This is a genomic window from Pseudomonas putida (assembly GCF_004357765.1).
GTDB classification, from domain to species: Bacteria; Pseudomonadota; Gammaproteobacteria; order Pseudomonadales; family Pseudomonadaceae; genus Aquipseudomonas; species Aquipseudomonas putida_U.
Map to the genome: position 1 here is coordinate 21880 of NZ_SMTE01000022.1, position 22933 is coordinate 44812.

The 22933-nt window shown below is 64.2% G+C and carries 19 protein-coding genes; 12 read left to right on the top strand and 7 right to left on the bottom strand.

What is annotated here, in order from left to right; genetic code table 11:
* Positions 1 to 20 precede the first annotated feature (20 nt).
* From E2H86_RS24500 to E2H86_RS24535, 8 genes are all read left to right on the top strand, one after another.
* Positions 21 to 1460: a TolC family outer membrane protein gene (locus tag E2H86_RS24500; protein ID WP_133332088.1), complete on the top strand. Its 1440-nt coding sequence runs from the start codon at positions 21 to 23 to the stop codon at positions 1458 to 1460.
* Positions 1457 to 3625, top strand: a complete 2169-nt coding sequence (locus tag E2H86_RS24505) for a type I secretion system permease/ATPase (RefSeq protein WP_133332089.1) — start codon at positions 1457 to 1459, stop codon at positions 3623 to 3625. Before E2H86_RS24500 ends, E2H86_RS24505 begins: the two co-directional genes overlap by 4 nt.
* Complete coding sequence (locus tag E2H86_RS24510; protein ID WP_133332090.1) at positions 3622 to 4806, top strand: HlyD family type I secretion periplasmic adaptor subunit; 1185 nt, start codon at positions 3622 to 3624, stop codon at positions 4804 to 4806. Before E2H86_RS24505 ends, E2H86_RS24510 begins: the two co-directional genes overlap by 4 nt.
* Positions 4807 to 4942: 136 nt before the next feature.
* Positions 4943 to 5842: a chemotaxis protein gene (locus E2H86_RS24515; RefSeq protein WP_133332091.1), complete on the top strand. Its 900-nt coding sequence runs from the start codon at positions 4943 to 4945 to the stop codon at positions 5840 to 5842.
* Positions 5843 to 5975: 133 nt separating this feature from the next.
* Positions 5976 to 6299 carry a hypothetical protein gene (locus E2H86_RS24520; protein ID WP_133332092.1) on the top strand — a complete coding sequence of 108 codons (324 nt, stop codon included), beginning with the start codon at positions 5976 to 5978 and terminating at the stop codon, positions 6297 to 6299.
* A 184-nt stretch (positions 6300 to 6483) separates the two neighbouring features.
* Positions 6484 to 6705, top strand: a complete 222-nt coding sequence (locus E2H86_RS24525; protein WP_133332093.1) for a hypothetical protein — start codon at positions 6484 to 6486, stop codon at positions 6703 to 6705.
* A gap of 194 nt (positions 6706 to 6899) precedes the next feature.
* Positions 6900 to 8237, top strand: a complete 1338-nt coding sequence (locus E2H86_RS24530; protein WP_133332094.1) for an OprD family porin — start codon at positions 6900 to 6902, stop codon at positions 8235 to 8237.
* A 230-nt stretch (positions 8238 to 8467) separates the two neighbouring features.
* Positions 8468 to 9961 (top strand): GGDEF domain-containing protein, encoded by a 1494-nt coding sequence (locus tag E2H86_RS24535; RefSeq protein WP_133332095.1) that lies wholly within the window; start codon positions 8468 to 8470, stop codon positions 9959 to 9961.
* On the opposite strand, the gene E2H86_RS24540 is transcribed toward E2H86_RS24535, so the two are convergent.
* Entirely contained in the window at positions 9958 to 10434 is a 477-nt protein-coding gene (locus E2H86_RS24540; RefSeq protein WP_133332096.1) for a ferritin-like domain-containing protein, read from the bottom strand. The two genes, E2H86_RS24535 and E2H86_RS24540, sit on opposite strands and share 4 nt — an antisense overlap.
* 199 nt (positions 10435 to 10633) lie before the next feature.
* On the opposite strand from E2H86_RS24540, the gene E2H86_RS24545 reads away from it, so the two are divergent.
* Entirely contained in the window at positions 10634 to 10855 is a 222-nt protein-coding gene (locus tag E2H86_RS24545; protein ID WP_133332097.1) for a DUF3820 family protein, read from the top strand.
* Positions 10856 to 11023: 168 nt separating this feature from the next.
* Here E2H86_RS24545 and E2H86_RS24550 read toward each other — a convergent pair whose 3' ends face one another.
* From E2H86_RS24550 to ptsP, 3 genes are read right to left on the bottom strand one after another with little or no spacing between them, the layout of a single operon-like run.
* Positions 11024 to 12766, bottom strand: a complete 1743-nt coding sequence (locus E2H86_RS24550) for a PTS fructose-like transporter subunit IIB (protein ID WP_133332098.1) — start codon at positions 12764 to 12766, stop codon at positions 11024 to 11026.
* Positions 12763 to 13710 (bottom strand): 1-phosphofructokinase, encoded by a 948-nt coding sequence (gene pfkB / locus E2H86_RS24555; RefSeq protein ID WP_133332099.1) that lies wholly within the window; start codon positions 13708 to 13710, stop codon positions 12763 to 12765. Before pfkB ends, E2H86_RS24550 begins: the two co-directional genes overlap by 4 nt.
* A gap of 1 nt (position 13711) precedes the next feature.
* Positions 13712 to 16564 (bottom strand): phosphoenolpyruvate--protein phosphotransferase, encoded by a 2853-nt coding sequence (gene ptsP / locus E2H86_RS24560; protein WP_133332100.1) that lies wholly within the window; start codon positions 16562 to 16564, stop codon positions 13712 to 13714.
* A gap of 283 nt (positions 16565 to 16847) precedes the next feature.
* Between ptsP and cra the strand changes: the two genes are divergently transcribed.
* The 3 genes from cra to E2H86_RS24575 all read left to right on the top strand — a co-directional run bounded on the left by cra (position 16848) and on the right by E2H86_RS24575 (position 19172).
* A complete protein-coding gene (gene cra, locus E2H86_RS24565; protein WP_133332101.1) occupies positions 16848 to 17843 on the top strand; it encodes a catabolite repressor/activator in 996 nt (331 codons plus the stop codon).
* Between the two features lie 2 nt (positions 17844 to 17845).
* Complete coding sequence (locus E2H86_RS24570) at positions 17846 to 18619, top strand: TatD family hydrolase (RefSeq protein WP_133332102.1); 774 nt, start codon at positions 17846 to 17848, stop codon at positions 18617 to 18619.
* Positions 18620 to 18728: 109 nt separating this feature from the next.
* A complete protein-coding gene (locus tag E2H86_RS24575; protein ID WP_133332103.1) occupies positions 18729 to 19172 on the top strand; it encodes a hypothetical protein in 444 nt (147 codons plus the stop codon).
* 42 nt (positions 19173 to 19214) lie between these two features.
* Here the strand turns inward: E2H86_RS24575 and ampE are convergent, their stop codons facing one another.
* The 3 genes from ampE to E2H86_RS24590 all read right to left on the bottom strand — a co-directional run bounded on the left by ampE (position 19215) and on the right by E2H86_RS24590 (position 22828).
* Positions 19215 to 20045: a regulatory signaling modulator protein AmpE gene (gene ampE / locus E2H86_RS24580; protein ID WP_133332104.1), complete on the bottom strand. Its 831-nt coding sequence runs from the start codon at positions 20043 to 20045 to the stop codon at positions 19215 to 19217.
* On the bottom strand, positions 20042 to 20608 hold the full coding sequence (ampD, locus tag E2H86_RS24585; protein WP_133332105.1) for a 1,6-anhydro-N-acetylmuramyl-L-alanine amidase AmpD: 567 nt from the start codon (positions 20606 to 20608) through the stop codon (positions 20042 to 20044). Before ampD ends, ampE begins: the two co-directional genes overlap by 4 nt.
* Before the next feature lie 81 nt (positions 20609 to 20689).
* On the bottom strand, positions 20690 to 22828 hold the full coding sequence (locus tag E2H86_RS24590; RefSeq protein ID WP_133332106.1) for a DUF1631 domain-containing protein: 2139 nt from the start codon (positions 22826 to 22828) through the stop codon (positions 20690 to 20692).
* Positions 22829 to 22933: the final 105 nt, after the last annotated feature.

Below are 22933 nucleotides of genomic sequence, written 5' to 3' on the forward strand. Positions count from 1 at the left end.
CACAGCAGTAAGGGAATGATGTGAAGCGAAGCAATCCGCTGTCACCGCTGTTGCTGGGAGCCTGCGGGCTCCTGGCCCTCAGTTCCACCTTGAGCCTGCCGGCAACGGCAGATGATGACATCGACCCACAACTGCGCACCATCGGGCCTTCGCTGCTACGCGACGCGCCCGATGCCGTCCCGGCCCGTCCACCCTCAGGACAGGCCGCCGACCATGGTGACCGCCTGGGTCTGGCCGAGGCGGTGCTTGCCGCCGCGCAGTGGCACCCGAGCGTTGCCGAAGCCATCGGCAATCTCTACAAGCAAGGCGAAGGCATCACCGTCGCCCGCGCTGGCTATTATCCGCAGTTGAGTGGCGGCCTGCGTGCCGGCTACGACACCGGCAACGGCAGTGACCGCGGCAGCCAGGCGCTGAATCTGTCGCTCAAACAGATGCTCTATGATTTCGGCAAAGTCGACAGTGCGGTGGATGCTGCACGTGCCGCTGCTGCCCGGGCCCAGGCCAACATTCTGCTGGTGATCGACGAACTGGCCCGCGATACCGCCTACGCCTGGATCGAAACCCGGCGCTACGAACAGCTGATGGTGATCGCTCGCGAGCAGATCCGTGGCGTCGGCGAGATCGCCGGCATGGCCCGGCAGCGCAGCGACATGGGCGCCAGCACTCGCAGCGACAGGGTCCAGGCCGAGTCCCGCGTCGAAGCCGCACGCGCCACTCTGGAAGAGTACCAGGCGCAGTACGAACGCTGGCGCTCGACCCTGGCGGCCCTGCTTGGGCGGGTCACCCCTCCGGCCCTGGCCGAGGAAGCCCCACCGGAGCTGGGCGGCGCCTGCAAACGTCCGGCCGCCGGCGACGACCGCCTGCCGGCCGTGCTCATGGCCCTTGCCCAGCGCGCCCAGTCCAAGGCCGAACTGGCCCAGGCCAAGGCCGAGGCCTACCCCACCCTGTCGCTGCAGCCGCAGGTCAACCATTACCTGGACAACGACTATGATCGCGACAACCGCCGCCTCGATCGTACCCAGGCCGGTATCTATCTGAATCTGGAGGTGCCGATCTACCAGGGTGGCGCCATCAATGCCCGAGCGCGGGCCGCCGGCCATGCCCTGAGCAGCGCCGACTCCGCCGAAGATGCCGCTCGCCTGCAGGCGCGACGCGGCTTGGCCGAGGCCATGGCGCAGACCTCCGGCCTCGGGCGACGCCTGCGCTCGCTGGAAGCGCGCCAGGTGAGCATCCAGGAAGCCCGCGTACTCTATGGCCGGCAATACCTTGACCTGGGCACCCGGCCGCTGCTCGACCTGCTCAACGCCGAACAGGAAATCTACCAGTCCCGCTTCGACCTCGCCGGCACGCGTTCCGATCTGCTGCGCCTGGATGTCGACTGCCTTTACAACACCGGGGCCCTGCGCACCGCCTTCGGGCTCGAAGGGCGCAACCTGCAAGGTGTGGAGATCGAGCCATGAACGATACCGTCAAACTGGCCCAGGCCGCACAGGCGCCGAGCGCCGAGCACCTGCTGGCCGAACGTCCCGATCTCGGGCCGTGGCTGGAAGTGATGCTGCAGGTCGCTCACCACTACCGCCTCGATGTGTCGCCCCAGCGTATCCGCCTGGCCGCAGTCGAGGACGCCCGTCCATTGGACGAAATCCTTCGGCACATGGCCCGCCAGGCCGGCCTCACCCTGCGCTTCGTGCGCTATGAGGCCAAAGCGCTGCGCCAATGGCGCACGCCGCTGGTATTGGAGCTGGACGATGGACAGCTGGCCAGCGTCGAGGCAGTCACCGAAGAAAACGAACTGGCCGTGGTCTTCGCCGGCGACCAGGGCCTGACCTCGCGCCTGCCTCGCCAGGCACTGGAAGGACGTATCGTGCGCGTGGCGTTGATGCGTCCGGCACGCCCGCTGCGCGACGTGCGCACCGACGACTACACCGCGCCCTACGACCGCCATTGGTTCGCCCGCATCGTGTTGCGCGATCTGCGCCCCTATGGCCAGGTGATGGTCGCATCCTTGGTGGCCAACGTGCTGGCCCTGGCTGGCGTGCTGTTTTCAATGCAGGTCTACGATCGGGTGATTCCCGCCGAGTCGCTGCCGACCCTGTACGTGCTGTTCGGTGGCGTGGTGCTGGCGTTGGTGTTCGACTTCAGCATGCGCCTGCTGCGCCTGAAGGTCACCGATCTGCTCGGCAAACGTGCCGACCTGCGCGTCTCCGACCTGGTCTATGGCCATGCCCTGCGCCTGCGCAACTCGGTGCGTCCGAAGTCCACGGGCTCGTTCATCTCGCAATTGCGCGAGCTGGAGTCGATCCGCGACCTGATCACCTCGAGCACCGCCACGGCCCTGGCCGACCTGCCGTTCTTCCTGCTGTTCCTGTTCGTATTCTGGCTGATCGGTGGGGTGCTGGTCCTGATCCCGGTCGTGGCGTTGCTGGCCATGATCCTGCCTGGGCTGCTGGCGCAGCGGCGCCTGGCGCGCCTGGCCAACGCGTCGATGCGCGAGTCGGCGCTGCGCAACGCCATGTTGGTGGAGAGCATCCAGGGCCTGGACGAAATCAAGGCGCTGCAGGCCGAAGCGCGTTTCGAGCGCCAGTGGAACCAGTACAACGCGGCCTGCGCACACACCAACCTGCGCCTTCGCACCCTCACCAACGGCTTGGTGACCTGGACCCAGAACGTCCAGGGGGCAGTGTTCGCCGTGGTGATCGTGATTGGCGCGCCGATGGTCATCGCCGGTGATCTGACCACCGGTAGCCTGGTAGCCGCCTCTATGCTGTCGTCACGGATGATGGCGCCGCTGGCGCAGCTGACCCACGTGCTGACCCGTTGGCAACAGGCCAAGGTAGCCTTGCAAGGGCTGGACAAGCTCATGCAGTCACCGGTCGATCATCCCGAGGGCGAGGCCCGCGTGCACCTGCCGGCGATTCGTGGCGAGTATGCGCTGCGCCAGGCCAATTTCCGCTACAGCGAAGAAACCCCGCCGGTGCTGAGCATCGGCCAACTGGACATCAAGCCGGGCGAACGCATTGCCGTGCTGGGGCGCAACGGCGCCGGCAAGTCGACCCTGTTGCAAGCCCTGGGCGGCGCCATGGACCTGGTGGAAGGTGACGTCACCCTGGACGGTATCGCCCTGGCCCACCTCGACCCAGCCGACCTGCGCCGCGACGTCGGCCTGCTACCGCAATATGCCCGTCTGTTCCATGGCACCTTGCGGGAAAACCTCACCCTTGGTGCTGGCCAGGCCAGCGATCAGGAACTGGTCGCAGCGTTGGCCGCTACCGGTGCCCTGGACTTCGTGCGGCGCCTGCCCAAAGGCATGGACCATCTGATCCTCGAAGGTGGCCTGGGCTTGTCCGGCGGACAGCGTCAGGCCCTGGTGCTGTCACGTCTGCTGGTCCGCCAACCGCAGGTGCTGCTGCTGGACGAGCCCACCGCGTCGCTGGACGACATGACCGAGCGCAAGCTGCTCGATAACCTCGAACGCTTCTGCCAGGGACGGACCCTGGTGATCGCCACCCATCGCCTCAGCGTGTTGCAACGGGTGGACCGGATCATCGTGCTCGATGGTGGGCGCATCGTCGTCGATGACCTGCGCGATGCCGCGTTGGCCAAGCTGCAAGGAGGCCAGGCATGAGCAACCACGAACTACCCGCCTCGTACCTCGATGGCCAGGACGACCAGGCGGTGTTGCGTGCCGGTCGCATCATCAGCATCTGCGCTGTCATGCTCGCCGCATTTCTGGGCTGGGCCGCCTGGTTCGAGGTGACCGAGGTGTCCACCGGCACCGGCAAGGTGATACCCAGTTCCCGCGAACAGGTGATCCAGTCGTTCGAAGGCGGCATCGTCGCCGAGATGAACGTGGCCGAGGGCGACCTGGTCGAGCGCGGCCAGGTCCTCGCCCAGCTCGATCCGACCAAGACCGCCTCCAGCGTGGGCGAAAGCGAGGCCAAGTATCGCGCTGCCACGGCCAGCGTGGCGCGCCTGCGCGCCGAAGTCACCGGCAAGCCGCTGAGCTTTCCCGACAGCCTGCGCGATTCACCCGAGCTGATCGAGACCGAAACCGCCCTGTACCAGACTCGTCGTCGCGGCTTGGAACAGACCCTTGCCGGCATCGAGGACTCGTTGCGGCTGGTGCGCAGCGAGCTGCAGATCACCGAGAACCTGGCCAAGATGGGAGCTTCGAGCCGGGTCGAGGTGATCCGCCTGAACCGCCAACGCTCGGAGTTGGAGCTCAAGGCCAACGAAGCCCGCTCCGACTACATGGTGCGCGCCCGCGAAGACCTGGCCAAAGCCAGTGCCGAGGCCGACAGTCTGGCCGAGGTGATCCGCGGGCGCAGCGATTCGCTGACGCGCTTGACCCTGCGCTCGCCAGTGCGCGGCATCGTCAAGGACATCGAAGTCAACACCCTGGGCGGGGTGGTGCAACCCGGTGGCCAGGTGATGAAGATCGTACCGATGGACGAGCGCCTGCTGATCGAAACCCGCATCGCCCCCCGCGACATCGCCTTCATCCATCCCGATCAGGCGGCCAAGGTGAAGATCAGTGCCTACGACTATTCGGTGTACGGTGGTCTGGATGGCAAGGTGGTGGGGATCTCGCCCGATACCCTGCAGGACGAAGTGAAGCCGGAAATCTACTACTACCGAGTGTTCATCCGCACCGAACAGGACAGCCTGCAGAACAAGGCCGGCAAACGCTTTTCGATCGTCCCAGGGATGGTCGCCACGGTAGATATCCGTACTGGCGAGAAGACCATTCTTGATTACCTGATCAAGCCATTGAACCGGGCCAGGGAGGCGCTGCGCGAGCGGTAGCGGATGGGGTGGGGGTTGTGGGGGCGCTCGATATCTGCAACCCCATAACTCCCCAGCGCACTCCCCGCGCACAAGCCTAAAGCCCACCCGATCCAGGCCGATAACCCTTTATTCCCCGACTCCCACGAAGGTCACCATGCCCACGCAAAATGCCCGCGCAGACTCTCTGTCGCTGCTGCTGTTCACATTGCGCAGCGGCAAGCTGATGGCAATCAATCTGCTCAAGGTGAGCGAAATCATCCCTTGCCCGCCTCTGACCCGGCTGCCGGAGGCACATCCGCACGTCAAGGGCGTGGCCACCCTGCGCGGTAACTCGCTATCGGTGATCGACCTGTCACGCGCCATTGGCGAACGCCCGCTGGCCGATCCGGACGGCGGTTGCCTGATCGTCACTGAGATCAGCCGCTCACGCCAGGGCTTACACGTCCAGGCCGTGAGCCGCATCGTTCATTGCCTGAGCACCGACATCAAACCGCCACCGTTCGGCTCCGGCAGCCGCTCGTTCATCACCGGCGTGACCCGGGTGGACAACACCCTGGTGCAGGTACTGGACATCGAAAAGGTCATCCACGCCATTACCCCGCCCCCTCCCGAAGCCCACCCCGGTGCGCTCGGAGAAGAAGATGCCAGCCTTCTGGCTGCCGCCAATATTCTGGTAGTCGATGACAGCCAGGTCGCCTTGCAGCAATCGGTGCACACATTGCGCAACCTCGGCATCGACTGCCACACCGCCCGCAGTGCCAAGGACGCGATCAACGTACTGCTGGAACTGCAAGGCACCGCACAGGAAATCAATATCGTCGTCTCCGATATCGAAATGTCGGAAATGGATGGTTTCGCGTTCACCCGCACCCTGCGTGAAACCCCGGATTTCCAGCACCTGTACGTGCTGCTGCATACCTCGCTGGACAGCACCATGAGCGGCGAGAAGGCCAGGCAGGCCGGGGCCAATGCCATTCTCACCAAGTTTTCATCGCCGGAACTCACCGATTGCCTGGTGGTGGCCGCCCGCGCCGTGGTGTTCAGCGAGCGTTGACTACCCTGTCATAATTGACAGGTGAGGCACCTGCCGAGCCGCTGTTATATTCAGCGACAAACTCCCTGGCTCAGGGCCAGGGGTGTCTCGGGCATAATTCGCGCCCCTCGCATGCCTTTTGCCGGAATCGCGTATGAAGTTTCTTAGTTCTCTCCTGATTTCCTGTGCGTTGTTCAGTGGCGTCGCTCAAGCGTCCAGCAACCAAGCCTGGGCCGACTATCGCAAGACAGTGATCGATGCTTGCCTCAAGGCCAGCCAACTCAAAGGCGCCTACGTCCTCAGCACATTCGCCGACTTCGACGACCAGGTCGGCATCAGCGCATTGCTGATCGAGGGGATGTACCCTCAGAAACACATGAACGGCAAGCGAGGCACCGAGCTGTGCCTGTACGACCGCGAGAAGAATGTGGCCGCGGTCAGCGAGTGGGACCTCAAGGTCGACGTCAGCAAGTCATAGTTCGGCAAACCATCGCCAGAGGCTCTAGCACGGGACAATCCCGCGCTTTTGCGGTCGTTCGCCGCGTTATAGTTACCTTTTGCGCAATAGTGCTTATCGCGTCGGGTGCTGTTTCCCCGGGCTGGGAGCGATTAACTTAGTCCCTGTCCTCATAGCACTTGCATCGCAAGAAGGTAAGTAACAAATGTCCAACAGTATGGGTGTTGCCAGCGTTTTCATTCTGTCTTCCCTGTTGTTGTCGCCCCTGGCCATGGCCGAAGAATCCCCGGCTTTCGTTGCCCGCAATGCCGAGCTCGCTGCGGTTCACCAACAAGCCCGTGAAGCCGTCGCACAACAGGCACCTGCCGTAAAAGCCCCGCAACAGACAGCCTCTAAAACCAGCCAAGATGCTAATCTCGACGGCTGAGCGTGGCCGACCCGCGTTTGCGTTTTCCCTCCGCTAGCGCATGGGCACCCTCGGTGTCCCTATGTTAGCCTTTTAAAGCCGCTGCCGATCAGCGGCTTTTTTTATGTGCGCTCCGAGCGTCTCATTGCTAACAAGAAAGTTGCACATTCAAAAATAAGAGCTGTCACACCGTCAGACCAAAGGAGCTAGTACCGGTGCCTTCCGCGTTTCGTTTCACCCCGCTTTTCCTTGCATTATCCGCAACTATTCCTTGCACCGCTCAGGCAGATGAAGACCCAGCAGAGGGCTTCATCGAGGGTTCTTCGCTGAACCTGCATCTGCGTAACGCTTACTTCAACCGCGACAACCACAACACTGGCAAGCACGACATGCGCGAATGGGGCCAAGGCGCGGTCCTGCGCTTCGAGTCGGGTTACACCCCAGGCACCGTAGGCTTTGGCCTCGACGCCCATGCCATGCTGGGATTGAAACTCGACGGCGGCGGCGGCCATGCAGGCAGCAGCATCCTGCCGATCCACCAGAAGAACGAGGATGAACTGGGCGCCGCCCCTCACTCATTCTCCACTGCTGGTGCGGCGCTCAAGATCAAGGCCTTCGACACTGAACTCAAGGCCGGCGACCTGTTTCTCACCAATCCAGTGATCGCCGGCGGCGAGACGCGCATGCTGCCGCAGACCTTCCGCGGCTTCAGCCTGACCAACACCAGCGTCGACGGCCTGCTGCTCGAAGGTGGCCAGGTCAGTTTCACCAAGCCGTACAACCAGAGCGGCCACCGCCGCATCGACACCTTCTACGGCCTGCTGGACGACAATGCCAAGAGCAAGCACCTGAACTGGGCAGGCCTGTCGTGGAGCGGCACCGAGAACATCACCGCCAACCTGTACGCGTCCGAGCTCAAGGACATCTGGAACCAGTACTACGCCGACTTCGACTACACCTACGTGGTCAACGACAGGGTCAGCCTCAACCCGGGCGTGCACTTCTATCACACCCAGGACACCGGCCAGGCGCTGCTCGGCAAGATCGACAACAACACCTACAGCGTTCACTTCACCGTCAACGCCGGCTATCACAGCGTCACTGCCGCCTACCAGCGGGTCAACGGCGATACGCCGTTCGACTACATCAACCAGGGCGACAGCGTGTACCTGGACAACTCGCGCATGTATTCGGACTTCAACGCCCCGAACGAGCGCTCGTGGAAACTGCAGTACGACTACAACTTCGCCGGACTCGGCATTCCTGGCCTGACGTCGTCGCTGTCGTACTCGCGCGGTGAAGCCGACCTGAGCAAGGTTGATCAGGACAACCAGCACTACAACTATTACTACAATGCCAATGGCAAGAATGCTACGCACTGGGAACGCGACCTGGACGTCAAGTACGTGTTCCAGGAAGGCGAGCTGAAGGACCTGTCGGTGCAGCTGCGCTACGCCACCCATCGCGGCGGCCAAGGGTACTGGGCTGCCGACGCGAGCAAGGACAACGACGAGCTGCGTGTGATCGTCGACTATCCGCTGAACATCTTCTAAGCCCCATTTTTGCCGCCCTGGAGCGCTACAGCGCCTCACCCATCGAACGCCGCGCAGGCGGCGGTCGATGGGTGCACCAGCGTAGAACACCAGATAACCACCCGGAACCACCGCCACCTCCCTAAAAGCGACGCCACTTCATCGGATACCCCCTTCCGAGCTTGTTAGACAAACCCCGCTTCCCTAAAATGTCGCGCGCTGCATCAGGCCCTGCCACCGCATTAGCGAGCATGCTCATCCGATCATCGCGTTTCGCCGTCTACAGGTCGCACCCGGAGCTGATCCTTACCGTGGGCAGTTGCCTCGCCGTGCTCGCTATCGTGGCCATCGTCGGTTATCTGCTGATGCGCGAACGGGTGAACGTCGAACAGTCGGCCGTGCGCTCGTCGAACAACATCGTCCAGCTCATCGAGAGCGACATCCTGCGTAACGTCGAACTCTACGACCACTCTCTACAGGAGCTGGTCTGGGCGGTGAGCCGCAAGGAACTGCGGGAAATGCCCGAGGTGCTGCGCCAGCACCTGCTGTTCAACCACGCCATCGACCGCAAGCGTGGCGACGTGCTCTGGGTCGATAAACAAGGCAACGTGGTCGGCGACTCCACCCGCACCGACGCCCCCTCGCTCAACCTCACCGACAGCAGCGTGTTCCAGGCGCATTTGCACAATGCCGGCCTCGGTCTGCTGGTCGGCCCACCGTTCAAATCCCAGTTGGCCAACCAAGCGTGGAGTATCAGCTTCAGCCGACGCATCGATGATGCTGACGGCCGATTCGCTGGCGTGGCAGTCGGCGCCTTGCGGCTGTCCTACTTCAGCAAACTGTTCCAGCGCCTGGAAATCGGCGAAAACAGCAGTGTGAACCTGCTCAACACCGACGGCCAGTTGCTTGCCCGGCAACCCATGCGCCCACAAGATCCGCCGCTAGGGTCCAATTTCGCCGCGTATCCCAACTTCAAACGTATCCTCAGCCAGCACTCCGGCAGCTTCTCCGCGCAATCAGGATTGTTCGGAGAGCAGCGCATGTATACCTTCGCCCAGGTCGGCAACCTGCCATTGATCGTATTGGTGGTGCATGCCCGAGACGAAGTGTTCCAGCCCTGGCGGCGCACTGCCCTGTTGGTCGGGGTGGCTACCGGCCTACTGTGCATTGGCATCCTCTGGCTGACGCTGCTGCTGGGCCGTGAACTGCGCCGCCGCCAACTGGCCGAGCAAGGCCTGGCGACCCTCGCCGCCACTGACAGTCTCACCGGCCTGCCTAACCGGCGACGCCTCGACCAGGTGCTACGCCAGGAATGGGCACGCGCCCAACGCAACCGCAAGCCGCTGGCGGTACTGATGGTGGATGTGGATCATTTCAAGGCTTTCAACCAACGTCACGGCCATGCGGGGGGTGACCATGCACTGCGCGAGGTGGCCAAGACCATCGAACGCTGCATTCGCCGGCCTGCCGATCTGGCGGCTCGCTACGGAGGTGAGGAGTTTCAGGTGGTGTTGCCGGAAACCGATCTGGCCGGTGCTCAGCTGCTTGCTGAGCGGATCCGCGCCAGCGTCGCGGCCTTGGCGCCCTTGGGTGAAGACACTCACTCGGTGACAGTGAGCATCGGCATCGGGTTATACAGACCTGGCACCCAGGACGATCTGGCGAGCGTACTGGGTGCCGCGGACGAAGCGGCCTACCGGGCCAAGGCCAAAGGCCGTAACCGGGTAGAGGGGCCCACCGCTTAGGAGCGGGCGCGGGCGGCGTCGCGCAAGGCCTTGACCTGGTCATGGTTGCGCTGCACGCCCTGTAACTGCCGCTCGACCAAGGCATAGGCATCATCGGTAGCAGTGCGGCCGTGCTTGACCAGCTTTTCCCGCGCTTCCTTGTAGGCTTTCAGCGCATGGTCCTCGCCACGTTCCACTTCGTTGAGCACGGCCTCCTCGCTTTTGCCGGTTACCATCGACTTAAGGTTGACCCAGCCACGATGCAGGTCACCGCTGACACTGGTCGAGGTTTCCGGGTCGCCACCCAGGCGACGGACTTCGCTCTGAAGTTCGGCGGCCGCATTGGCGCATTCACCGGCACGCTGCACGAAGAAAGCTTTCAATTCAGGATTCTTGACGTCATCGGCCGACTCCTTGAAACCCTTCTCGCCGTCCTTGCTGTACTCGATCAGATCGTTCAGTACATCGATCACGTCTTGGTTGGGGTTGCTCATGGCTTGCACTCCTAGGCAGGTGATAGTCACCAGGAGAATTGCAGTTGCCATGCCAAATCCAGACAAAGAATAAAATTCTTGAAAAACAAAGAGTTATATAAAATTACGGAGGCTACCCAAGCGGCGTTCTGCATGATCGCCGCTTGGGTGCTCGTGCAGTTTGCAGTATGGTCGGCGTTTTCCTTCACCAGGCCCGCCGATGAAACCCGAGATGTTGGAACTGCTGGTCACCCGGAGCATGCCCTTTGGCAAGTACCAGGGTCGAGTCATCGCCGATTTGCCCGGCGACTATCTCGCCTGGTTCGCCCGTAAGGGATTTCCGAAAGGTGAACTGGGCGGGTTGTTGGCATTGATGCACGAGGTCGACCACAATGGCCTGGCCGACCTGCTGATACCCTTACGCCAGAAACATCAGCGCTGATATCTTCGCGGGCAGCCCGCTCCCACAGGACCTCAGCCGCTACCAGAGCCGAAGCCGTACCTGTGGGAGATCACCCCGCCCTTCTGCGCTGCGCTGTCGCGCAGAGAACTGTGGCCACTGTGGGAGCGGGCTTGCCCGCGAAGAGGCCATAGAAGGCAGTCGATCGTTTCAGCCCTTAACCGGTGCCACCGCTAACTCCACCTGCTCCCCTTTCTTGATCAACGCGTACACCACCGCTGTCACCAGACTACCGGCAACGATCGCCAACAGGTACAACAGCGCGTGGTTGATCGCGTTGGGAATGAGCAACACGAACAGGCCGCCATGGGGCGCCATCAGCTTGCAGCCGAAGTACATCGACAATGCCCCGGTCAATGCGCCGCCAGCGATGCTCGCCGGAATCACCCGCAGCGGGTCCTTGGCGGCAAACGGGATAGCCCCTTCGGAAATAAAGCACAGACCCAGCGCCAGGGCCGCCTTACCCGCCTCACGCTCGCTCTGGGCGAACTTGCGCCGAGCCAGGAAGGTGGCGATGCCCAAGCCGATTGGCGGCACCATGCCAGCAGCCATGGTAGCGGCCATCGGCGCATAGCTGGATGACGCCAGCAGGCCGACCGAGAAGGCGTAGGCAGCCTTGTTGATCGGACCGCCCAGGTCGACGCACATCATCCCGCCCAGCAACAGGCCGAGAAGGATGGCGTTGGTGGTGCCCATGCTGTCGAGGAAATGCGTCAACCCGACCAGCATCGCCGCCACCGGCTGACCGACCACGTAGATCATCACCAGCCCGGTGAACAGGCTGGCAAGCAGCGGAATGATGAGGATCGGTTTCAGTGCCTCCAGGCTGCTCGGCAGTCGCACCCAACGGGCAATCGCTTTGGCGCTGTAACCGGCCAGGAAGCCGGCGACGATACCGCCGATGAAACCTGCGCCCAAGGTGCTGGCCAACAGTCCACCGATCATCCCCGGCGCGAGGCCTGGACGGTCGGCGATCGACCAGGCGATGTAGCCCGCCAGCAGCGGCACCATCAGTTTGAACGCCGCCTCTCCACCGATCTGCATCAATGCCGCGGGCAAGGTGTTCGGCTCCTTGTAAGCCTCGATGCCGAACACGAACGACAACGCGATCAGCAAGCCACCGGCCACCACCATCGGCAACATGAACGACACGCCGGTCAGCAGATGCTTGTACACCCCGGTTTTCTCGGCCTGGGCGGAGCCAGGCGCGGCAGCGGCATCGTTGGCGCCTTCCTGCTTGGCCTCGCGCAAGGCCTTGTCCAGGGTCGCGCCGGGCTGTTTGAGGGCAATGCCGGTGCCGCAGCGGTAGATGCGCTTGCCGGCGAAACGGGCGGTGGGCACCTCGATGTCGGCGGCGAGCAGCACCACATCGGCCTCATCGATGGCCTGGGCCGACAGCGGATTGCGTGCGCCGACCGAACCCTGAGTCTCGACGTTCAAGGTGTAGCCCAATTGTTCGGCCGCTTGCTGCAGGGCCTCGGCGGCCATGAAGGTGTGCGCGACCCCCGTGGGGCAAGCCGTGACCGCGACGATGCGTGTCCGGGCCTCGGGCAGTGGCTCTTGTGCCTGGGCCGGCACCGCCTCGAGCAACGTCGCGCCCTGCGCGGCCTCGTCGAGAAAACCTTCGCGGTCGGCCAGTGCCTGGGCCGGTGTGCTCTGATAGACGCGCTTGCCAACGAAGCGATCCAGTGCCACCGGGCCGGTGCCGACCACCAACACCCAGTCGGCATCGGCGATCTGCGTCGCGCTCAACTGGCGCTCGGGATGCTCGGCATCCTGCACTTCGACACAGGTCCGCCATCCACGTCGCTGCGCTGCCGCTGCCAGCAGACGGGCACTGAGAATACTGGACACCTGACCGTTGGGGCAGGCGGTAACGATGGCGATGTTCATCGGCAACCCTCTTGTTGTTCTGTCAGGCGCACCTGGGTTTCGAAGCGGGCCAGTTGCTCGCGGTCACGGATGCCGAAGCCGACCTGGCTGACCGCCTGCGCGGCGATCGCCGTGGCCCGGCGCAAGGTCTGTGCCGCAGGCTCGGCCTGCAACAGGCCATGGACCATGCCTGCCACAAGCGAGTCGCCCGCTCCCACGGTGCTGGCGACCTGCACCCGGGGCGGCAGGGCCTGCAGGGCAAGGTCGGCGGCAAACCAGCACACGCCTTTCTCGCCATCGGACACCACCACATGCTCGATGCCCTGGGCCAGCAACTGCTCGGCCGCACCGCGCTGCTCCGCCGGGCCATGCACCTGCACGCCGAGCAGATCGCCCAGCTCCTCGGTATTGGGCTTGACCAGCCAAGGCACGCTGTCGAGCCCGGCTTTCAGCGCCTGGCCGCTGCTGTCGAGGGCGACCTTGAGGCCCAGGCCCTTGAGTTGAGCGAGCAACTGGCCGAACCACTGCGCACTGATGCCGCGAGGCAGACTGCCGGCCACCACCACCGCCGCATGCCCGGGCGCCACCTGCAGCAACCGCCGCATCAGCGCACTGCACGCGGCTTCGTCGACTTCCGGTCCCGGGCCATTGATATCGGTGACCCGCCCATCGGCCTCGACCAGCTTGATGTTGCTGCGGCTCTCGCCGGGCACTCGCACGAAGCAATCGGCGAAACCGCGCCAGGCGATCAAGTCTTCGAACGGTTGCAGATTGTCCTGGCCGAGAAAGCCCGCGACGGTGACGCTGTGCCCCAGGTCGGCCAGCACCTGGGCGACGTTCAGGCCCTTGCCGGCGGCATGGCTGTGCTGGGCCAGGGCACGGTTGACCGCCCCAGCGCGCAGGGTGTCCAGGCCGATGGTGATATCCAGCGCCGGGTTGAGGGTCAGGGTGAGAATCTTGGCCATGTCAGAAGCGCTCCACCAGCGCGCGAACCGCCGCGGCGCTGTCTTGTTGCAGGGCCTCGCGCGCCAGGGCGCGGGCCGTCTGGTGATCGGCCTGGCGAACCAAGGCCTTGACTTCAGCGATGCTCGGGGCGGCAACGCTCAGTTCATCGACGTCCAGGCCGAGCAGCACCGCCACCGCTTGCGGGTCGGCGGCCAGCTCGCCGCACACACCGACCCACTTGCCGTGGGCATGGGCAGCGCGCACGGTCATGTCGATCAGGCTCAGCACCGCCGGATGCAGGCCATCGGCCTGGGCCGAAAGGCTCGGATGGCCGCGGTCGATGGCCAGGGTGTACTGGGTCAGGTCGTTGGTGCCGATGCTGAAGAAGTCGACTTCCTGGGCCAGTTGCGACGCCAGCAACGCAGCCGACGGTACCTCGACCATGATGCCGAGTTGCAGGTCGGCGACCGGGATTTCGTCGCGCAGGCGCTCGACCATGGCCCGCGCCTGACGCCACTCGTGCACCTGTCCGACCATCGGGAACATGATCCGCAGCGGACGCCGGTCGGCAGCGCGCAGCAGGGCGCGTAGTTGGTCTTCCATGATCTGCGGGCGTTGCAGGGTCAGGCGCACGCCGCGCACGCCAAGGAAGGGATTGTCTTCCGCAGCGATGGGCCAGTACGGCAATGGCTTGTCGCCGCCCACATCGAGGGTGCGCACCACCAGCGGCCGGCCCGCCAAGCCGTCGAGCACGCGGCGGTACTCGGCTTCCTGGGTAGCCACGTCCGGGGCCTGGGAGTGGGCCATGAAGATCAGTTCGGTACGCAGCAGGCCAATACCTTCGGCGCCCTGCTCGACCACCTTGTCGATGACGCTGCTGTCGCCGATGTTGGCGAATACTTCGACGGCATGGCCGTCGCGGGTCACGGCTGGCTCGTGGCGGTTGGCCCAGGCCGCCTGCAAGCGTCGTTCACGCAGTTCGCGCTCGGCCAGGGCACGCTCCAGCACATCGGCCGAAGGCGCGACCTGTACCTGCCCGCGCTGGCCGTCGAGCAACAACGGCGTGTCGCTGTCGAGCAGCAGGATCTCAGGCCCGGCCCCGACCACGGCGGGAATACCCAGGGCTCGGGCGACAATGGCGCTATGCGCAGTGGCACCGCCGTAGGCGGTGACGATGCCTGTGACCCGCGCCGGATCCAGGCGAGCGACATCGGACGGGCCGACTTCGGCCATCACCAGCACATAAGGTTGCTCGGGTTCGGCCTGGTCCTGCACACCACACAGCTGAGCCAGGACCCGTCGGCCGATGTCGCGCAGGTCGGCAGCGCGCTCGGCCAGCAGCGCGTCGTGCAACGCCTCCTGTTGCCGAGCCGCCGCTTCGATCACGCTCATCCAGGCCGCTGCGGCACTTTCTCCCTGGGCCAGGCGCTGCTCGGCGTCATCGGCCAGGGCCGGGTCGGCGAGCATCTCTTGATGGGTAATGAAAATCTCGCCAATCGCCTTGTCACTGCGCTGCACCAAGGCATCGAGTTCGTCGTGCACCGCCGTCAGCGCCTCGCGTAGCTTGAGGCGTTCCTGAGCAGGAGACTCACCGCGCAGCGGGTAGTCGGTGGCCTTTTCGACGCAGACCAACGCCGGGCCGCAGGCGATGCCCGGGGCCGCGCCGACCGCCTGGATCAGGCTGCCCGGCAACGGCGCTACGGGGTCGGCGTCAGGCAGGCTTGGCTCGGGCTCGGCGGCGGTCGGCAAGGGCTCGACTTCCTCGCCCAGGCCTTGCTCGATGGCAGCCTGCAACATCGGCAGCGCCTGCTCGGCAACCGAGGGCTCGGCCACCAGCTCGAGTACCTGGCCCCGTCGGGCACCGAGGCCGAGCAGCTTGCTCAGACTCTTCACCGAGACCGCCGGCTGGCCGCTGTCGACCAGGCGTACACGGATCTCACCGTCGAATCCCTTGGCCAACTGGGCCAGCACCTTGGCCGGACGGGCATGCAGGCCATGGGCGTTGGCCAACACCTGGCGCACGCTTGGCCAGTCGCTCGGCGCGTCGGCGCCCAAGACTTCGAGCACGGCACGGCTGCTGGTTGCCTGGTAGAGCATTTGCCCACGGCCTTCGATCAGCACCTCGCACAGGCGCTCGAGCAACGCCTGGTGGCCAGCACCGAGGCTGGCCAGGCAGAACAGGCCGTTGAGCGGCTGATCGCGGTATCGCAAGGGCTGCTGCGGAGTGAGGAAGGCCAGTCCCGGCTGGCGGACCTGGCGTTCGCTGTTCAACCACCACAGGCCTTCGCCCAGCGGCAGCGGCTCGGCCTGCTGCAACACGGCGGCAAAGCCTGGGTCGACGCAACCGGCGCGTTGCAAAAGGCGTGCGCCGCGCCAGGCCAGCTCATCGAAATCCTCGGCCGGCAGGTTCAGCCCCACCAGCTGGGCGTCCAGGGCTAGCGCCTGGGGCGCGCCCTGCAGCAACTTGAGCAGCGCCTCGGCAGACGTCGCCCGGCGCAGCGCTTCGGCCAGGTCGGTTTCGCCCAGGGCTCGGGTGAGCAACTGCAGGAGCCGCAGATGTTCGTCGGAGCGCGCGGCGATGCCGATCGCCAGGTAGACGATCTGGCCGTCGCCCCAGTCCACACCTTCGGGAAACTGCAGCAGACGGACGCCGGTGGCATACACCAGGTCGCGAGTCTGTGGCGTGCCATGGGGAATGGCGATGCCCTGGCCAAGGAACGTCGAACCTTGTGCCTCACGGGCCTGCAGCCCCTCCAGGTAACCGTCGGCCACCAGGCCATCGGCGACCAGGCGTGCGGCCATCAGGCGCAACGCCTCAGCCTTGTCGGTGGCCGACTGGCCCATGGCGATCTGCTCCTTGGCGAGCTCGAGCATGACCTTCTCCTTTTCCAGCCCCAGGTCGGGTACTGAGGTATTGTTGTGAATTTCAGGCGAATGGCCAGTAGGATGGCCGTTAGCAGGCTGTCTTGGCGGCAGAAAAAAGCCTGCTGAAACGTTTAATCTGATCAGGTGGTCACGGTACTCGATAATCTTCCGACGAAAAAGCCCCATCCTGTCGGACAATTGCGACAATGGTCGCCTGCGCGGGGTGCATCGACTGGGTCAAACTACCCGGTCAGGGCTCGCCGCCAGCCCCGGTAACAACAAGGAAAACTCGGTGAAACTCAGCGATATCGCCCGTCTGGCCGGTGTGTCCGTGACCACTGCCAGTTACGTCATCAATGGCAAGGCCGAACAGCAGCGCATCAGCAACAGCACTGTCGAGCGCGTGCGGGCCGTGGTCGAGGCCCATGGCTTCACGCCCAACCCCCAAGCCGCCGGCCTGCGCAGCCGCCACACGCGGACCTTGGGCTTCATTCTCCCGGATCTGGAGAACCCGAGCTATGCGCGCATCGCCAAGCAGCTCGAACAAGGCGCCCGCGCCCGGGGTTACCAATTACTGATCGCCAGCAGCGATGACCAGCCCGACAGCGAACGCCAGTTGCAGCAGCTGTTCCGTGCCCGGCGTTGCGATGCACTGTTCGTCGCCAGTTGCCTGCCAGCACAGGACGACAGCTACCGCGAACTGCAGGACAAGGGCCTGCCGGTGATCGCCATCGACCGGCGCCTGGATCCGGCGCACTTCTGTTCGGTGATCAGCGACGACCTCGATGCCAGCCGGCAACTGACCGAAAGCCTGCTGAACACCGCACCACGCAGCATCGCGTTGATCGGCGCGCGACCGGAACTGTCAGTCAGCCAGGCCCGCGCCGGTGGCTTCGACCAGGCCCTGGAGGGCAAAGAACTGGACGTGCGGCGCTATCAGGGCGAAGCCTTCAGCCGTGAGTGCGGCCAGCGTCTGATGCAGCGGCTGATCGATGAATTGGGCGGCCTCCCAGATGCCTTGGTGACCACCTCCTATGTGCTGTTGCAAGGGGTGTTCGACGCCTTGCAAGCGCGCCCGGCTGGCGAGCGCCAGCTGCAGTTGGGCACTTTTGGTGACAACCAGTTGCTCGACTTCCTGCCCCTGCCGGTGAACGCCATGGCCCAGCAGCACGCGCAGATCGCCGCCACGGCCCTGGAGCTGGCCCTGGCGGCAATCGAGGAAAAACGCTACGAACCGGGTGTGCATGCCATCGGTCGAACGTTCAAGCAACGTATCGCCAAGGCCTGAGCATGCGCCTGATCGACACCCACACCCACCTCGACTTCCCCGACTTCGACGCCGACCGCACGCGCTTGCTGGACAACGCGGCGGCGCGCGGGGTGGAGCGCATGGTGGTGCTGGGTGTCTTCCAGGGTAATTTCCAGCGGGTCTGGGACCTGGCCTGTGCCGATCGACGCCTGGTCGCCGCTCTGGGCCTGCACCCTATCTACCTTGACCAACATCGTCCCGAGCATGTGCTCGAGTTGCGCCAATGGCTCGAACGCCTGCGCGGCGACCGGCGCCTGTGCGCCGTGGGCGAGTTCGGCCTGGACTACTACGTCGAGACCCTGGACCGCCAACGCCAACAGGACCTGTTCGAAGCCCAACTGCAGATGGCATGCGACTTCCAACTGCCGGCATTGCTGCACGTGCGCCGCAGCCATGCCCAGGTCATCGCCACGCTCAAGCGCTACAAGCCAAGCCGCGCTGGCGTGATCCACGCCTTCGCCGGCAGTTACGAAGAAGCCCGTGAGTACATCAGGCTGGGCTTCAAGCTTGGCCTGGGCGGTGCCGCGACCTGGCCGCAGGCGCTGCGCCTGCGCAAGACCATCGCCCGACTACCGCTGGACAGCGTGGTGCTGGAAACGGATGCCCCCGACATGGCACCGGCCATGTTTCCTGGGGTGCGCAACAGCCCCGAACATCTACCGGAAATCGCCGCAGCGCTGGCCAGCGTGATGGCGGTGGATGTCGAGGTGCTGGCCGATGCCAGCACACGCAATGCCCTGGCGCTTTTCGACTGACGAGGTGCCGATTGCCAGGCGCTGGGCGGGCACATCCCTGGTAAATCTGCCAGTTGTGGCAGTTATGACACGACTCCTATCCTCTGGGCTCACACACGGAGGATCAACCATGAGCAACGGTCAAATTCAAGCATTCGTCGACGGTCAGATGGAGGCAACAGTCTCCTGGGCGGGCGGCAGCGAAACCCTCAAGATCAACCACGACGTCTTCGTCAGCGACCAGCATGCAAGTGTCAGCATTCAAGGCTGGGCACTATTTAATGCAGACCGCCGTTACTACGTCGTCGACATCTGGCTGCCGCGAAAAGACCTCGGTCTGCCCAAGCATGAGATGGGCTACGGCGAAGAAGCACCGGCCGGCGCCTACCTTGGGTCCAATACCGACAGCGGCAGTGGTTTTGCCAAGAGCGGCCTGATCCATGACACCGAGTGGAACGAGAGCACTGGCCTGTTCAAGACCAACTTCGAGTTCGTGGTCGATACCGACACAGCCGAGGAAGTGAAGGTCAAAGGCAGCGTGGTCGTGAACAAACTCAAGCGCCAGCAGGTGTAAGCGAACGAGCCTGCACTGCAGGGCAGGCTCTGCTCGCGACTATCAGAGCAACACCGTCCACAGCGCGAAACCGGCATACCACAGCACCGCGCAGCGCTGTAGCAGTTCCCACAGGCTGTCCAGCCTGGCTAGGCCGCGCTGGTCATCCTCCTCCTCGGGGATGTCGTCAGCCACCCGCCCGACCCGGGCCACCAAATGTCCGGCACCGATGTGCCAATTCAGCAATTCATGCAACATCAACCGCATGACCGCGACGAAGTTGCCCACCAGGGCGAAGCTCAGGGTCAGCACCCGCACCGGCAGCCAGTCCATGATATGGCGCAGTTGCTCGGCACGCGCCTTGAGTGCCGGTTGCCCACTGTTGCCGGCTGTCAGCGCCAGCAAGCGGTAGGCCAGGGCCGCACCAGGGCCAAGCACGAAATACCAGAAGATCACTGCGAAAAAGCTCTGGTAAGCCTGCCACAACAGATAACCCTGGACCCGCACCAGCAGGCCGCGAGGGGTATCGGCCTGCAGGCCGAGATCGCGCTCTGCCACATGCAGCGCCGCTTGTTCGTCTCCGCGCCGCCAGGCATCGCGAAACGGCCCCAGAGCAGCCTTGGTTTCGCCACGCCCCAGGCTGTAGATCAGCACGAGCAGATGCACCGGCAAGGCCAACAAACCATAGGCAACCGGTTCCAGCACATGCAACAACAACATCAACAGCGCCACCGGCGCCGCCACCAGAATGGCCAGGGTCCACCAGGGATGGACCTTGCCGCTTCTTTCCAGGCGGGTCAGCTCGCCGATGAAGAACCCGTCATGCTGCACCCGCTTACGCCAGGCAGAGAACTTCTCGACCCACAGCACCAGCACCAACACCAGAAAACTCATGCCTTGTCCTCGTTGCTCTGCAGGGATCGCCGGTAGCGTTGCCAGTCGAAGGCCGGACCGGGATCGGTCTTGCGCACCGGAGCAATATCACAGTGCCCCTGGATGTGATCCACGTCGATCCGCGGGAACGCTGCGCGGATCTGCCGGGTCAGTTGCGTCAGTACGTTGTACTGGGCTTCGGTGTAGGGCAGTTCGTCGGTGCCTTCGAGCTCGATGCCGATGGAAAAGTCATTGCACCCTTCACGGCCCTGGAAGCACGACACACCGGCATGCCAGGCACGATCGAGCAGCGAGACGAACTGGGTCACGGCGCCATCGCGTTCGATGAACAGGTGTGCCGACACCGTCAGATGACAGATGTCCTTGAAGTAAGGATGTTCGTCAGGGTCGAGGCGGTTCTGGAAAAACGCCTGCACTTTGCCCGTGCCAAAACAGGCCGGAGGCAGGCTGATGTTATGGATGACCAGCAGCGAAATCGCTTCGCCCTCGGGGCGGGCGTTGAAGTTGGGCGAAGGGCAGTGGTCGATTCCGCCGAACCAGCCCGTGGCACGGTCCAATTGCATGGGAAGATCCTGAGAAAGCGCCGGTACAGGCCCGCAGTATGCCTTGCGGCTGTGGCCATTTGCATGTAAATCCTGGCGCACTCAATGCCGCGTGCCTTGGCGCAGGCCTGCGAGCACCGTTTGTAGCGCCCGCTCGAACAGCAGGCCGTCATCCAGCAGCCGCACATCGCCGCGCCGCAGCGCCTGCGCCAAGCCAGCCGCACTCCACTGGCGAACCTTCAGGCCGCTGCGGTTGGCGAACACCAGCCGATCACTGCCATCCAAACGGGCCACCAACTTGCAGCGCAGCGCCTGGCCCTCATCGCAGACCTCGACCCAGGCGCCCAACTGCAGGCGCTGCACCTGACGCAACGGCTGCACCAGATCATCGAGAGGACGCAGCGGTGCGCAGGCCAGCTCCTCGGCCAGCACCAGGACGATGTCTTCTTCGACCTGAACCTCGGTCATGGCTGGATCGCCATCGTCAACGCTCGCCGGCTGAGCGGCGCAGGCGCGCAGGTGCAGTTGCTGCAACTGCAGAAAGAACGCACGGGTCACCGCCGAATCCAACGCCACGCCGGCCAATCCGTCACGTAGCGCTTTGAGCAACCCTGGCACCTGCTGCAGCAAATGCTCACGGGCACGCAGGTCATGGTGCGGGACGACACTGCCCAGCAGCATGTCCAGGGTGGTCAACGCGTCGCGCCAAGGTGCGGAGGCCTCACCGTGCTTGAGCAGGACCATCAGCATGACCTGACTCCACCCTTGCACCACCATGTTCAGCACGCCTGCTGGCAGACGCCGGCCCCGCAGACGTGCATTGAGCGCCCGCTGCACCTGCAGGCGTGCTTGCAGCGTCCGCACCCTGCCCTCTTCGGCATCGCGGGTGCGCTGTTCGAACAAGGCCGAACGCCGACGCTCATCCTGATTGAAGGCAAGAAAGTCCTCGAGCAGCTCGGCGAATAGCTCCGGGTCGTCATCGAATTCGTTGAGCAGGCGCTGGACAGTGCGCTCGATACGCAGGTGCAGGCTGTCACGCAGGCCGTCATCGTTGGATTCCCAGCCGATTGCAGCAGCAGCCATTTCGTCGAGCAGTCGCCGGGCGGGATGACTGGCGCGAACCAGAACGCTCTTGTCCAGGAGCGCCACCTTGAGCAGCGGGATGTGCAGACGACCGATCAGGGCCCGCAGGCGGGTTGGCAAGTTGTCGTCAGCCTGGATGAAATCGAACAGCAAGCCGACCAGGCAGATCATGTCTTCATCGGCGTGACTGAGCCGGCATGGCGTTGCGCTGCGTGCACCGACACGCCGCAACAGCACGCCAAGTTGCTGGCCAGGGTCGAAATCATTGGCCTCGAACGTGGCTGGAACCTGATGCTGCAAGTGCGTCAGCAGACGCAGCAAGTCGGCGCGGCTCAGCAGCTGGGCCACGCCGATCGCCTGCACAGGCACGGGCGATCGACGGTCAGGTGCCAAGAGGCCCTGTACGGCATCGAACAGCGCCTGGCCGGCAAGGTCGGCGTGCTCGTCTTGGTGGGCGGCGCTCGGGCGCTGACGAGCATTGCTGCGCCGGTCCTCGGCACGTCGACGCGGCAACGCCGGCAGGTCGGGCAAGATACCGGCATCGGCGAGCAGTTGGTTGGCATCGTCGTAGACCAGGTACAAATCACGCAGCACATGACGCTCGAAGAGCTTCAGCAGGATTGCCCTGACGCGCGGGCCGAGCCCGAGGCTGCGCGCGGCATCGATGAACAGCTCGCACAACGGCGCAGGTGCGAGTGGGTTGCTCTGTTCGGGCAGAGCTCGATCGAGCAGCGCGTGCAAACGCTGCAGCAACTGGCCGAGCGCCAGGCCATCGCGCGAGAGGGCGCGGGCGACCAGGGCCTCTGCTCCGCTATCACGCTCCAGGGACACCTCTGCCGTTGTCGCCGGTGCAGCGGTCTGCCCCAGGCGGGCGAAGGCGCCATAGAACCCATCGAGCACATGGCGCTCGATGCCCTTGCGCTTGAGGCGCAGGTCACGCATGGCTTCGAAGCACAGATTCTGTTCACGGCGGTCGGTGGCTTTGTCGGCCATTTCGAAAAGGCTGTCATCGGCATTATCGAACAAGGCCTGCAGACCGTGACGCAATTGCAATGCGGCTTTGTCACGCACCTGCAGGAGCAGTAGCGGAAGGCCGGGCAAATAGTTACCCCGCTCGATGGCGGCTGCCAGCGGCACCACCTTGCCTTCTGTATGCATCCTTGTCTCCTTGTTCGGCACGCTTTGGAACGCCGGCGTCGGGACGCTGGCAGGCAAAAGACCGCCAAATCGGGAAATTGCTCAACCGTCCTGACCAAAGGCGCG